General features: G+C 49.4%; 14 protein-coding genes and 1 pseudogene. 7 read left to right on the plus strand and 8 right to left on the minus strand.

The features are described 5' to 3' along the window. The coding region (locus WBL83_RS13575) for a hypothetical protein (protein ID WP_424589645.1) at positions 1–352 on the plus strand (352 nt) is incomplete at its 5' end. Then, positions 342–653 carry a hypothetical protein gene (locus WBL83_RS13580; RefSeq protein WP_424589646.1) on the plus strand — a complete coding sequence of 104 codons (312 nt, stop codon included), beginning with the start codon at positions 342–344 and terminating at the stop codon, positions 651–653. The genes WBL83_RS13575 and WBL83_RS13580, both read left to right, overlap by 11 nt. A 31-nt stretch (positions 654–684) precedes the next feature. On the opposite strand, the gene WBL83_RS13585 is transcribed toward WBL83_RS13580, so the two are convergent. The 3 genes from WBL83_RS13585 to WBL83_RS13595 all read right to left on the minus strand — a co-directional run bounded on the left by WBL83_RS13585 (position 685) and on the right by WBL83_RS13595 (position 2,775). Beyond that, a complete protein-coding gene (locus WBL83_RS13585; protein ID WP_424589647.1) occupies positions 685–1,509 on the minus strand; it encodes a DUF4225 domain-containing protein in 825 nt (274 codons plus the stop codon). A 1-nt stretch (position 1,510) separates the two neighbouring features. Next, a complete protein-coding gene (locus WBL83_RS13590; protein WP_424589648.1) occupies positions 1,511–1,990 on the minus strand; it encodes an Hcp family type VI secretion system effector in 480 nt (159 codons plus the stop codon). Between the two features lie 176 nt (positions 1,991–2,166). Further along, the gene (locus WBL83_RS13595; RefSeq protein WP_424589649.1) at positions 2,167–2,775 is read right to left on the minus strand and encodes a glutathione S-transferase; all 609 of its coding nucleotides are present in this window, start codon (positions 2,773–2,775) and stop codon (positions 2,167–2,169) included. Positions 2,776–3,258: 483 nt separating this feature from the next. Here WBL83_RS13595 and WBL83_RS13600 point away from each other — a divergent pair, with 483 nt between their 5' ends. The 4 genes and pseudogenes from WBL83_RS13600 to WBL83_RS13615 all read left to right on the plus strand — a co-directional run bounded on the left by WBL83_RS13600 (position 3,259) and on the right by WBL83_RS13615 (position 7,652). Next, a complete protein-coding gene (locus WBL83_RS13600; protein ID WP_424589650.1) occupies positions 3,259–5,178 on the plus strand; it encodes a PTS mannitol transporter subunit IICBA in 1,920 nt (639 codons plus the stop codon). Positions 5,179–5,473: 295 nt separating this feature from the next. Further along, a complete protein-coding gene (gene mtlD, locus WBL83_RS13605; RefSeq protein WP_424589651.1) occupies positions 5,474–6,619 on the plus strand; it encodes a mannitol-1-phosphate 5-dehydrogenase in 1,146 nt (381 codons plus the stop codon). A gap of 65 nt (positions 6,620–6,684) precedes the next feature. After that, a pseudogene (mtlR, locus tag WBL83_RS13610) lies at positions 6,685–7,218 on the plus strand (mannitol operon repressor MtlR); the annotation flags it as partial. 71 nt (positions 7,219–7,289) lie between these two features. After that, positions 7,290–7,652, plus strand: a complete 363-nt coding sequence (locus tag WBL83_RS13615; protein WP_424589652.1) for a YibL family ribosome-associated protein — start codon at positions 7,290–7,292, stop codon at positions 7,650–7,652. A gap of 98 nt (positions 7,653–7,750) precedes the next feature. Here the strand turns inward: WBL83_RS13615 and ghrB are convergent, their stop codons facing one another. The 5 genes from ghrB to WBL83_RS13640 form a co-directional block, all read right to left on the minus strand. Continuing rightward, the gene (gene ghrB / locus WBL83_RS13620) at positions 7,751–8,725 is read right to left on the minus strand and encodes a glyoxylate/hydroxypyruvate reductase GhrB (protein WP_424589653.1); all 975 of its coding nucleotides are present in this window, start codon (positions 8,723–8,725) and stop codon (positions 7,751–7,753) included. A 66-nt stretch (positions 8,726–8,791) separates the two neighbouring features. Then, entirely contained in the window at positions 8,792–10,075 is a 1,284-nt protein-coding gene (locus WBL83_RS13625) for an MFS transporter (protein ID WP_424589654.1), read from the minus strand. 68 nt (positions 10,076–10,143) lie between these two features. Then, positions 10,144–11,082 (minus strand): sugar kinase, encoded by a 939-nt coding sequence (locus tag WBL83_RS13630; RefSeq protein WP_424589655.1) that lies wholly within the window; start codon positions 11,080–11,082, stop codon positions 10,144–10,146. A 3-nt stretch (positions 11,083–11,085) separates the two neighbouring features. After that, entirely contained in the window at positions 11,086–11,835 is a 750-nt protein-coding gene (locus WBL83_RS13635) for a sugar phosphate isomerase/epimerase family protein (RefSeq protein WP_424589656.1), read from the minus strand. Between the two features lie 102 nt (positions 11,836–11,937). After that, positions 11,938–12,957, minus strand: coding sequence for a LacI family DNA-binding transcriptional regulator (locus WBL83_RS13640; protein WP_424589657.1), 1,020 nt, complete (start codon positions 12,955–12,957; stop codon positions 11,938–11,940). Positions 12,958–13,302: 345 nt separating this feature from the next. Between WBL83_RS13640 and yiaA the strand changes: the two genes are divergently transcribed. After that, positions 13,303–13,734, plus strand: a complete 432-nt coding sequence (yiaA, locus tag WBL83_RS13645; protein WP_424589658.1) for an inner membrane protein YiaA — start codon at positions 13,303–13,305, stop codon at positions 13,732–13,734. Positions 13,735–13,858 lie beyond the last annotated feature (124 nt).

A 13,858-nucleotide genomic window follows, 5' to 3' on the forward strand; every position in this document is an offset into this window, starting at 1 on the left:
GGATGAAGAGCAACTAATAAAGCTAATGAATGAAAATGGCTTTACAGAAAAGGAAGTAGGGAAATTGTTGCTAACCGCTGAAAAGTATCCGGCTACGCTTGAGTGGGTTGTGGGTGAGTTTGCTCGATATTTTAAATCTTTTGTGGGTACGTTATTAATAGCCAGTGCAATTTTCTGTATACCTTTTTTCTCCGGTGATAGTGATGTTATAGTGAAATTGTTTCTGTTAATAATTTATCTGGTTCTGATATTGGTTTCATGTAAAGCTCATGGTTTTATTTATTTGATAAAGTGTCATAGAGTAATGAAGGTAATAAAGCAAAAATATAAAGAGGCCGAGCGTGATGAATGAATTTATTGTTGCTTTCTGTTATTTTATTTTTTCACTTTCTGGCGTGATTATCGTTTGGCATTTAAAAGTATTTTTTAGTGATAAGAGACTTAACTCAGCAACATTTTTTATCTATTTATTAGTGACATCCCTGTTTGGTATAACGCATCTGAGCATCGTTGAAAAAGGTATCGGTGTAATATTTACTTTTGCGAATCATTGGATTGAAGGAAATACAATGGTTAGAATCATTGCCACTGTATTTTTGTTTATACAAATTTTTATTTGGCCATCATCAGAAAACTCGAAAAGACGTAAATAATCGGGGTGGCAATTATGTACGTCTTTTTTATTCACATTGATTTTACTGTCTGGGACGCAGAGTAAATAGTATTTCCATCCACAAAAATTTCCAAACCCAAGGCTGGGCGAGTCATGGTCTGATAACCTCTCAGGAAATCAGTATTAAGAAAATGATAAAGTCTCCATGCATCTGGTTTGAGAACATGCTTAGCTAATCCATATCCAGAAAGGGCAATATCAACCCCTGCGTAAACAAGATCGCCATGCTTCTTTGTATATCCTAGAGCAACAGCACCTTCTTCATACCACACGCTTGCAAAACCTTTATGATTATTATCGTTATTAAGAAGCGAGCGACCATTTTCATCTAAGGCGTTCATCCCATGTACAAAAAGAGTAAATCCTCCAGCAATTGTTGGCAAACCCAAAGCGCAGCCGACTACAGTTACACACGATGTCAACCCAGAAGAAATCATTCCTAAACCAGCAAGAACCTGGCCTGCTCCGCCAAGAATAAAGGCTCCTTTAACAATATATGACCACACATCATTTTCTTTTTTAATCTCGATTGTCATATTTTGAGTGACTTTCCTTTGCCTGATCATAGATTCCTGCTGTATCAGGTATGACCGCTCTTCTTTTAATTGCATCATGGCTTCTTTTTTGCTGAATTCTGAAGCACTACTTTTTAATATCTCCATTTTGTTTTCTATAAATAAAGTGATGTTATTTATGAAATCAATCCTACCTCTGGGGGTATTAATAAATTGTGAGGCTGTCAACGCACTTTCTTTTAACATGCGAGCCTCCAACCCACCCATTGTAAGATAGTAATCATTCATCCGATTACGATCGTTGCCAAATATATAATCCATATCAGAATACCCTGTCTTCCCACAAACTGTAGCTGGACGTCCCCGCTGAAACATGCTCCCAGGTAATGCTTTCATATTTTAAAGAAACACTTTCTATAGGTTGGGCATCATTGTGGCTCAAAGAATTAGGTGAAACGAGATTGATATCTGTAATAGTGGCTTTGATAAGTTTGATTCTATAATACAATGATTGAGTGCCGGATTTGTCCGTTCTGTATGCTTCAAATACCGCTTCCATCTTTTCATTGTTAGTTATTGCGAAAGCGAGTAATGGAGAGGATTTATCGATAGGTTTTTTTAACGTTAAAGGCTGATGATTAACATTTTGATCTCGCGAAATAGCATAGGCCAGTTCGTAAATAAGAATTTGATCGCGATGTGTGGACTGATAAGCGTTGCCAATTGAATCATATGAAGAACAACCGCTTGAAATTAGCCCCTGATTCTCACCCGTCAATGAAAGATAGATATTATTCGACATGGTAATTATTCCTATTCTAAGTATGTTTACAGTGAGTTAATAACTCTCTTTTTACGTCTTAGAGGCAGGAGCAATAAATGAAAATTTTTTAAAAGTAAGAAAGCGGACTTTATTGATAATAATTTAAATAGCCTCTTGCGCAATTTATTTCTCAGAGGCCATTTAATAACAAAACATCATGCCGTCGGCGGTTCGGTCCGTGCAAAACTTTCTCGCGCGAAAAGTTTTTCTACCAGTTTCACCAGATGTGGACGGTCAACACACCAGCCAGGGGAAACCCGACGGAAATTGAGATAACCCACTGCGCAAGCGACCGCGATTGTTGCCACACACAGGTTTTCTGCGTCCAGTTTCTTATCTGCCGCGTATTGTTCGAGCATCGTCAGGCCACGGGTGATCTTTTCCCGTTGGCGAAGTAGTTCGAGTTCTGACTGCTGTTCGATGGGACGCTGGCGTTCGCGTACGGAAACCAGGGCGGCGTCCATAATTCCGTCGGCAAGCGCTTCCATTTGGCGCATTTGCAAAGCGGCCTGGGGTTCGCGCGGAATGAGGGCAGGGGCAATATCCAGAAGTTCGAGGTATTGCGCAATAACAGGTGAATCGAACCAGTATTCGCCTTTATCTGTGACAAGCGCAGGGACTTTACCCAACGGGTTGTATAGCGGCGTGGTGCTCTCGGATGTCCACGGGTTGTCGTTTACAAACTCAAACGTGATGCCTTTTTCCAGCAGTATCACTGATATTTTGCGCACATACGGGCTGGTGTAATTACCGATAAGTTTCATTACATCGTCCATTTTTAATCGACAAGACTTAAGTATGGATCAGGATGCTTCAAAAGGTAGTAAGAAGGGTTTGCCGCTGCGCTGTAATTTTCTGACAAAAAGAATTCACCGGCTTCTCCAGGGTTGCCCTGGATCACATTGGGGATTTTTCACTGAAAATATTTTGTGATTGCCGTCACATATGAATAACAAAGTGATAATTATAAAGTGTGATTTTAATCACATTAAGACGTCAATGCTGCGTAAAAAATAGCTGCTGTGTTTTTTTTACACATCAATTATGTGATCTGGATCGCCCGATCATACTTCGGCACACCCACTAATGAGTGATCTGAATCACATAAAATCCCGTGCACTGGACAGCTTAACGATTCAGTGCCAGATTCGCCTCACTTAGAGCATCTGGCAGCACTGCTTGCCACCACATTAACAATAAACCTCGGGCTGCTTTTACAGCACGTGAACACAATAAGGGGTGTGCGTATGTCATCCGATATCAAGATCAGAGTGCAAAGCTTTGGTCGTTTCCTGAGTAACATGGTAATGCCAAACATCGGCGCATTTATCGCCTGGGGTATTATCACGGCGTTATTTATTCCAACCGGTTGGTTGCCAAGCGAGACTCTGGCAAAACTGGTCGGCCCAATGATTACTTACCTGCTGCCGTTGCTCATCGGTTATACCGGTGGTCGCTTAATTGGTGGTGACCGTGGTGGTGTGGTTGGTGCAATCACGACGATGGGTGTGATCGTCGGTGCGGATATGCCGATGTTCCTCGGTGCGATGATTGCAGGTCCGCTGGGTGGCTGGGCAATTAAACATTTCGACGCATGGGTTGATGGCAAGATCAAATCCGGCTTTGAAATGCTGGTGAACAACTTCTCCGCTGGCATCATCGGTATGATCCTGGCGATTCTGGCGTTCATGGGTATCGGCCCTGCGGTTGAAGTCCTGTCTAAAGTTCTGGCGGCGGGCGTTAACTTCATGGTTGTTCATGACATGCTGCCGCTGGCGTCTATCTTCGTAGAACCTGCGAAAATCCTGTTCCTGAACAACGCAATCAACCACGGTATCTTCTCTCCGCTGGGCATTCAGCAATCGCACGAACTGGGCAAATCAATCTTCTTCCTGATTGAAGCTAACCCAGGTCCAGGTATGGGCGTGCTGATGGCGTACATGTTCTTCGGTCGTGGTAATGCGAAGCAGTCTGCAGGCGGCGCGGCAATCATCCACTTCCTGGGCGGTATCCACGAAATTTACTTCCCATATGTGCTGATGAACCCACGTCTGATCCTGGCCGTTATCCTCGGCGGTATGACTGGCGTGTTCACTCTGACCATCCTGAACGGCGGCCTGGTTTCTCCGGCATCTCCGGGTTCCATCCTGGCAGTTCTGGCGATGACACCAAAAGGTGCTTACTTCGCGAATATCGCAGCAATCGTTGCGGCAACAGCAGTTTCCTTCGTGGTCTCAGCTATCTTGCTGAAAACCAGCAAAGTTAAAGAAGAAGATGACATCGAAGCAGCGGCTCGTCGCATGGCAGAGATGAAAGCAGAATCTAAAGGTGCCGCAGCGCCACTGGCGGTCGGTGCGGGCTTGTCTAACGACCTGAGCCACGTACGTAAAATCATCGTGGCATGTGATGCAGGCATGGGCTCAAGTGCCATGGGTGCAGGCGTGCTGCGTAAAAAAGTCAACGATGCGGGCCTGAAAAATATCTCCGTCACTAACTGTGCAATTAACAGTTTGCCGGATGATGTTGACCTGGTGATTACGCACCGTGACCTGACTGAACGTGCTATGCGTCAGGTTCCTCAGGCACAGCATATTTCCCTGACTAACTTCCTCGACAGCAGCTTGTACGCCAACCTGACCGAGCGTCTGGTGGCCTCTCATAACCTGAGCGAGAAAGAAGTTAAGGTCATGAGCAGCCTGGAAGACAGCTTTGTACCAAGCGAAGAAGGACTGTTCCGCCTGGGTGCTGGCAACGTGTTCCTCGGTCTGACTGCTGCGACAAAAGAAGAAGCGATTCGCTTTGCCGGTGAGCAACTGGTGAACGGCGGCTACGTCCAGCCTGAGTATGTCGATGCGATGTTCGAACGTGAAAAACTGACCCCAACTTATCTGGGCGAAGGTATCGCGGTTCCACACGGTACCGTTGAAGCGAAAGACCGCGTGCTGAAAACTGGCGTTGTATTCTGCCAGTATCCACACGGTGTTCACTTCGGTGAAGAATCTGACGATATTGCCCGCCTGGTTATCGGTATTGCCGCTCGCAATAACGAACACATCCAGGTCATCACCAGCCTGACCAACGCGCTGGATGATGAGTCAGTGATTGAGCGCCTGGCGAACACCACCAGTGTTCAGGAAGTGCTCGACCTGCTGGCAGGTAAGAAGTAAGTGCGGTGGTGAGGGGGGCTACGGTCGCCCTCACCCCGGCCCTCTCCCCCAGGAGAGGGTGAACACCAGATTTAGTCCCCTCTCCCCAGGAGAGGGTGAACACCAGATTTAGTCCCCTCTCCCCAGGAGAGGGTGAACACCAGATTTAGTCCCCTCTCCCCAGGAGAGGGTGAACACCAGATCTAATCCCCTCTCCCTCAGGGAGAGGGTTAGGGTGAGGGTTGTTTTAGTCAAGACATCCAAACAACCTCACCCGAACCCTCTCGGGTGATTCAAATTTAAGAAGGTGAACGACATGAAAGCATTACATTTTGGCGCAGGTAATATCGGACGTGGCTTTATCGGTAAACTGCTGGCAGATGCCGGTATCCAACTGACCTTTGCAGATGTAAACCAAACCGTACTGGACGCGCTGAATGAGCGTCACAGCTACCAGGTTCACGTCGTGGGGGAGCAAAAGCAAATCGATACCGTTTCTAACGTGAATGCCGTCAGCAGCATCGGTGACGAAGTTGTCACGTTGATTGCTGAGGTTGACCTGGTCACCACGGCGGTCGGCCCGGTTGTGCTGGAACGTATCGCGCCAGCGGTGGCAAAAGGTCTGGTTCTGCGTCGTACCAATGGCAATGAAAAACCACTGAACATTATCGCTTGTGAGAACATGGTTCGTGGCACCAGCCAGCTTAAAGCCCATGTCATGAAAGCCCTTTCTGAAGATGATCAGGCCTGGGTTGAGCAGCACGTTGGCTTCGTGGATTCCGCCGTTGACCGCATCGTGCCTCCTTCAGAATCTGCGACTCATGATCCGCTTGAAGTCACCGTTGAAACATTCAGCGAATGGATAGTTGATAAAACTCAGTTCAAAGGTGACCTGCCGGACATTCCTGGCATGGAACTTACTGATAATCTGATGGCGTTTGTTGAGCGTAAACTCTTCACGCTGAATACCGGTCATGCTATAACCGCGTACCTCGGACAGCTTGCGGGTCATCAGACCATCCGCGATGCGATTCTTGATGAGAGGATCCGTGCGGTGGTGAAAGGTGCGATGGACGAAAGCGGCGCGGTGTTGATCAAACGCTACGGCTTTGACGCCGACAAGCATGCGGCATATATCCAGAAAATCCTGGGTCGTTTCGAAAACCCATATCTGAAAGATGATGTGGAACGTGTGGGTCGCCAACCACTGCGTAAATTAAGTGCGGGCGACCGTCTGATTAAACCGTTATTGGGCACTATCGAATACGGTTTACCGCACCTGAACCTGGTCGAAGGAATCGCTGCGGCGATGCATTATCGCAGCGAGCAGGATCCACAAGCCCAGGAACTCGAGCTGTTACTGGCGCAAAAAGGCCCACAGGCCACGCTTGCGGAAATCTCAGGTCTTGATGCAAACAGCGATGTCGTTGCTGAAGCGGTGGCTGCCTATAACGGCAAATAACGGCAAATAGCAGTAGAGAACGGGTGCAGTAGACGCTGCACCCAATAAAACTTTTCGTGATGTAGGCAAAGATGGAAGAAACCCAGGCCTTTGAAAACCGTGTGCTTGAGCGTCTTAATGCCGGTAAAACCGTACGCAGCCTGCTGATTGCCGCTGTTGAGCTTCTCACCGAAGCGGTTAATATCCTGGTGCTTCAGGTATTCCGTAAAGACGACTATGCGGTGAAATATGCCGTTGAGCCGCTGCTGGATGGCGATGGCCCGTTAGGTGATCTTTCCGTCCGTCTCAAACTTATCTACGGCCTTGGCGTGCTCAATCGCGCAGAGTACGAAGATTGTGAGTTGCTTATGGCGCTGCGTGAAGAACTCAATCACGACGGTAACGACTACAAATTTACTGACGATGAGATGCTGGGCCCGTTTGGCGAATTACATTGTGTTTCCGCGCTGCCTGCGACGCCAAAGTTTGTTGATGGCAGCGATCCTGAGTTGTTTGCCATGCAAAAACAGCGCTACCAGCAGATTGTTCGTTCAACGATGGTACTTTCCCTGACTGAGCTGATCTCACGGATCAGCTTAAAAAAAGCCTTCCAGAAGTAATCTCGAGCCGACCTCTTACGCTGAATGGTGTATCCTTGCCAGCAATGAAAGTTATTCACGGTTAATCAAAAATGAAAGAAATCGAAAAAGCAGAAATCAAACGCCTGAGCGATCGTCTCGACGCTATCCGTCACGAGATGCCTGAACTGCATCTGATCAACGACGCTGAAAAGTACGCTGAGATGGAAAAAGAGAAAGCGAAGCTGGAGATTGAAATTGTTCGCCTGCAAGCGGTGCGCAACCAGAAGCTGAGCAAAGAAGCGCAAAAGTTGATGGCTCTGCCGTACAAGCGTCCCATTACCAAGAAAGAACAAGCCAACATGGGTGCTCTGAAAAAAGCGGTGCGCGGCCTGGTTATCGTCCATCCAATGACGGCGTTAGGCCGTGAGATGGGCCTCGAAGAAATGACCGGTTTCTCTAAGACTGATTTCTAATCTTGCTTGAGTAAACATGTCGGGGGCGCTGCGCTTACCCGACCTGCTGTTCATCGTTCGTAGGGCGGATAAGCGCTAGCGTCATCCGCCACAATGCGTTACTTCAAAACCTGCGGGTTCACGCAGTTCTCTTTCACATGACCACTCAACGCAGCTATCAGGTTGTCGACAGCGCATGCCGCCATGTTGTAGCGGGTTTCGTGGGTCGCTGAACCGATATGCGGGAGCGCCACGACATTCGGCAAGCTCAGCAGCGGTGAATCAACCGGCAGCGGTTCTTGCTCAAACACATCCAGACCTGCGGCATGAATTTTGCCGTCAACCAGCGCCTGAATTAACGCTTTTTCGTCGACCACCGGGCCACGTCCGGCGTTAATCAAAATGGCGGAAGATTTCATTTTCGCCAGCTGTTCAGCGCCAATGAGATGATAAGTTTCGTCGGTCAATGGCAGGGAAATACAGACGAAATCGGACTCGGCCAACAGGGTATCCAGGTCGCAATAACGAGCGTTAAAACGGTCTTCCGCTTCCTGATGATGGCGACGGGCGTTATACAAAATTGGCATGTTGAAGCCGAAGTGCGCACGTTGTGCCAGCGCCAGTCCGATGCGGCCCATGCCCAGAATGCCTAACGTTTTATGGTGCACATCGATACCAAACCAGTCCGCCCCGATGCTGCCTTGCCACTCGCCAATTTTCACACGTTCAGCCACTTCTACGGCACGGCGAGCCGTCGCCAGCACCAGCGTCATCATGGTATCCGCGACGGTTTCTGTCAGTACCGTTGGCGTATGCATCAGTGCAATCTGGCGTTCAGTGAGGGCATCAACATCGAAGTTGTCGTAACCGACGGAAACCGTCGAGGCAGCACGCAGTTTCGGGGTGTGTTCCAAAAACGCTTTATCGACCTTCTCACTGGAGCCAAGAATGCCTTGCGCTTCGGCAAACGCCTGAGCATTTTGCTTGACCGTTTCAGGGCTTAAATCTTTCAGTTGAGTCACAGTAAAGTGACTTTTAAGGCGGGCAAGCAGGTCGTCTGGTAACGTTTTATAGAGGATGACGGACGGCTTCATGACGTTCTCCGTTAAGCAGATTATAGAGAGACAGACCGGGCGGTATAACGACCGCCCGGCTTGAGATTAGGCGTGGTGTGCTCCCACCGGAACGTGTTGGTTTCTCGCCGGTTTCACTATCAAAGTTAGCCATACTGAGGCGAGCAATGCTACCCCCATAAATATGTAGGAAGCAGAAGGGCTGCCTGTTGCACCGTTCAGATAGCCAACAAACCACGAGCCGACAAACGAGCCGAGTGCACCCATGCTGTTGATTAATGCCATTGCGCCACCGGCAACGTTGCGTGGCAGCATTTCCGGGATAATCGCAAAGAATGGGCCATACGGCGCATACATTGCCGCACCCGCGATCACCAGCAAGGTGTAGGAAACCCAGAAATGGTTTGCGCCAACCAACCATGAACCCAGGAATGCCAGGGCGCCGATCAACAGCAGTGGCCAGACGAACAGCTTACGGTTTTGCATTTTGTCCGAGGCCCAGGACACCACAATCATGGCGATAGTGGCTGCCAGATAAGGAACCGATGACAGCCAGCCGACTTCCACCATTCCCATTCCCGCAGTGCCCGCGCCACGGATTATCGATGGCAGCCACAGAACGAAGCCATACACACCGATACTCCAGCAGAAATATTGCATGCACAGCAGCACCACATTGCGCGAGCGGAACGCTTCGCTGTAGTTACGCACCGCTTTAATTCCTTGCTGCTCTTTTTCAAGCTGAGCCTGCAACGCGGCTTTTTCATCTTCAGATAACCAGCCAACCTGCGCAGGCTTATCTTTTACCAGCATCCACCAGGCGAATGCCCAGATAACGGCTGGAATACCTTCGAAGATAAACATTTCGCGCCAGCCGAAAGCCTGGATGAGATAGCCGGAAACCACCGACATCCACAGCACCGTGACTGGATTACCGAGGATTAAGAAGGTGTTAGCTCTTGAACGTTCGGATTTTGTGAACCAGTTACTGATATAAATCAGCATCGCTGGCATCACGGCGGCTTCCACTACGCCGAGGATAAAGCGAATGGCCGCCAGTGCCGGAATATTGCTGACCATGCCGGTCAACGACGCACAACCGCCCCACAAAATCAGGCAGACGAAGATCAGTTTGCGTACGCTGCGGCGTTCGGCATACATCGCGCCGGGGATCTGGAAGAAGAAATAACCCAGGAAGAACAGTGCCCCCAGTAACGACGAGATCCCTTTGGTGATGCCCAGGTCGTCGTTAATGCCTGCGGCAGAGGCAAAACTAAAGTTGGCACGGTCGAGGTACGCCAGGCTGTACGTGATAAACACGATTGGCATGATGTACCACCAACGTTTTGGCGCGATTGTGTTGATTTTCATAGGCTAGCCTCTATGTTGAGGAGAGTCGCATCATGCCGCGTGTAGGGTACAGCTGATGCAGTCTTCGTTTATTCGCCAAGCGCAGCCCGGGTCGGTAACCCTTCGCTATCGCCGATAACTTGTATCGCCAGTGAGCCGATTTTATTACCGCGGCTAACGGCTTGTGGTAAAGATTTTCCTTCGAGCAGGGCGCTGATTACCCCGACAGCAAAGCCGTCTCCGGCACCGACGGTGTCGACCACGTTTTCGACTTTCACCGCGCTCACCGCGCCTTTTTCGCCGTCGGCGGTTTTGAACCAGGCGCCGTCAGCACCGGTTTTCAGCACCACGGTTTTCACACCGTTGTCGAGATAGAAATCAGCAATCGCTTCTGGCGTTTTGTGTCCGGTCAGAATCGCGCCTTCACTTAAACCTGGCAGCACCCAGTCGGCCTGGAAAGCGAGCTTATTCAACTGCTTCACCATTTCGGTTTCACTTTTCCACAGCACCGGGCGCAGATTTGGATCGAAAGAAATGGTTTTGCCTTGCTGTTTCATCACCTGTGCTGCGTGATTCAGCAGTTCTAACGAGCTGTCGGAGAGCGCTGCTGCCACGCCGCTCAAATGCAAATGGCGGGCGGAGCTGAAGTATTGTTCGTTGAAATCGGCAATCGAGAGATGGCTGGCAGCAGAACCTTTGCGGAAATACTCCACAATGGGATCGGTTCCATTTTCGGCTTTAGATTTAAGCTGGAAGCCGGTTGCATAACGCTCGTCGGTGGTCACGCCACGGTCGTCAATATGCTCTTTCGCCAGCTGTTGCAGCACATAGCGGCCAAAAGAATCATTACCTACGCGGCTAACCCATCCGACATTCAGGCCAAGGCGAGCAAGGCCGGTGGCGACGTTCAGCTCAGCGCCAGCCACGCGTTTGACAAACTGTTCTGCGGCTTCAAGGCTGCCGGTTTGACTGGCGACAAACATCGCCATCGCTTCACCAATAGTTATCACATCCAGTTGTTTCGACATCCCTTACTCCTCGCGTAATAAGTTGACGTAATGACGGGTGACGGCTGTCAGGTCACGGCCTTCCAGTGGGAACTCAATCCCACGTGGCGCGTCGGCTGGCAGGTTTTTCAGTAATTCCAGCCAGCGTGGTTGGGCATCATCGAGCGCGATGGCGCGGTAGTGATAATGGTGTGCCACGGCGGCTTTGACATGGATGTAGCTGACCGATGGCGCAAGCACGCGCGCTGCGGCTTCTGGCGATTCTTCAACCCACAGCCAGTTCGCCATATCAAAGGTGAGCGTGACCGGGAGGTTCAGCACGTTACAGGCGGCCTGGAAGCGCTGCATCGGCGCGAGTTTGCCGTAGTGTGTCTGGTCGTTTTCCACCACCAACGGGACGTCGCTGTGACTCAGCCATTGCTGCAAAAGTGAGAATTGCTGGCTGCTGCGGAAGTGGCCAAGAGAAAGTTTTAGCCAGCTGGCGTTGAGCTGATGGGCTTCGAGCAGCAATGCAGGAATGAGGGGGTTGAGTTTGCCGTCTTCAACAAACAGCGGCTCAGGGGCGGAATAACACGCCTGAAGATGATGTTCAGCGATTTGCTGCGCCAGTTCTGGCAGGGCATCAAGTTGGGCGCGACTGAACAATTCGCGGCGGATTTCTACACCGTCAGCACCGGCATTGGCGATGATGGGCAGCAGCGCGTGTTGGCCACCCATGGCTGCGATGCGGTCATGCCCGTAAGCGGCAGTGACAATAATAATTTTTCTCGGCATTAACTTCGTCCGGAGTCGTAATGGTATCTATTACGCTAGATGGAACCGGTTCCAAAGAAAAGCCAGGCATCTCCAATTTATGATCGCTATCACGAACATTGATTAGCGTACAGTGGAGCCGCGAACGATTAACTCGCCTGAAAAGACCTGCTCATAGACGCTGTCGCTGCCGCCTTCAATGCGCTTCACGACCTGCTGGAGAGCGGCGTAACCAATCTGCCAGGTCGGCTGTTTGAGAGTGGTGATCCCAACACCGGCGAGCTCCGCCCATTCGAGTTCATCGAATCCTAACAGGCCAATATCGCTGCCCCAGTGCAGACCTATGCGTCGCATCGATCGCGCAACCTGGAGCGTGAGTGCGCCGTTGGCGGAAATCACCGCTTTGCGCATCCCACGATGGCCGGAATGGAACTGCCGCAGGGTGTTATCCATCATCTCAGCTTCGTGCAATGGCACTTCCGCGTTTTCGGCGACAATCCCCGGGTAGCGTTTGAGCGTGGCGTGGAATGCGTTCAGACGTTCACGACGTGTGTTGACAGTGCCAAGCGGTTCACTGAGAAACAGAATCGCTTCAAACCCTTGTTCGACAAGATGTTCGGTGGCGGTGGTGGCGGCTTGAGTGTTATCCAGGCCCACCACATCGCAGGCAAAATCAGGAATTTTTCGGTCAATCAGTACCATGGGAAGTGCGGATTGTTGCAGGCGATTTAACCCCTCTTCTCGCATGCCCACCGCATTCACCACAATCCCTTCCACCTGGTAACTGCGCAGCAAATCCAGGTAATGCAGCTCCTGATCCACTTCGTTGTTGGTGTTACAGACCAGTGGCGTAAAGCCTTTTTCCCGGCATGCCGCTTCGATACCGCTCAGGACATCGACAGAGTAGGGGTTGGTGATATCCGCGATGATCAGGCCAATTAAACGCGTGCGTCCACGTTTCAGGCCGCGCGCCATTTGGCTTGGGCGATAATCGAGTTCAGCAATGGCGGTTTCGATGCGTAAGCGCAGATCGTCAGACAGCACGCTTTGCTCGCCGTTGAGATAGCGAGAAACACTGGTTTTACCGGTCTTCGCTGCTTTAGCGACGTCGCTTATCGTTGGGCGGGCTGCCTTGCTGATCATGATTATCTCCGTGGGGATTTCAGGCTGGAGAGTAACATAATTTATAAGGGCTGGTGGATGACGCTCGCGCTTATCCACCCTACAAGAACGAGACAAAACGTAGGTCGGATAAGCGTTAGCGTCAGCCGACGCAATCCCGCAGCCAACAACTCGTCTCAATTCACCCTCGTTCCTCACACGCAAATGATCATTCATTATATATATTTTATATGTGTTGTATTTAATTCATAATTTAAAGATATTGATAAATTCCGAATTTATTCCGAACCGTCTTAATGAACTTTACTTTTCAAAAACGTTAAGTTAATGATGTCGCGAAATTAATTTAAATATAAGGGATATCTTTTGGAAGCAAGAATTACGGGAACATCGACAGCCTTTAATATAGTGTCCTGGATAGCTCTTATCGGCGGCATAGTTGTTTATCTGCTTGGTTTGTGGAATGCGCAGATGCAACTAAATGAAAAAGGGTACTATTTTTCTATTCTGATATTAGGTTTGTTTGCAGCGGTTTCTCTGCAAAAAACCGTGCGTGATAGACTAGAATCAATCCCCACGACCAATATGTATCACGCAATGTGCCTTGTCGCTTTTGTAATTTCGGTTGCACTTTTAGTCATCGGGCTGTGGAATGCAACGCTACTTCTGAGTGAAAAAGGTTTTTACGGCCTGGCATATTTCTTGAGTTTATTTGGTGCCGTAGCCGTACAGAAAAACGTGCGTGATAACGATAATAAAGTTGAAGATATTAGCTATATAAATGAAGCTTCTGAATAAGAAGAATATTTATTTTAAAGGCATCCGGTAACGGGTGCTTTTTTTTGTCCTGATTCACCCTCACTCTGTCCGTTTTTGGTATTAGCAACCTTACAAACCCTTGTCACAATGGGATCCTACCCAC

The organism is Buttiauxella sp. (assembly GCF_049686335.1).
GTDB lineage: Bacteria > Pseudomonadota > Gammaproteobacteria > Enterobacterales > Enterobacteriaceae > Buttiauxella.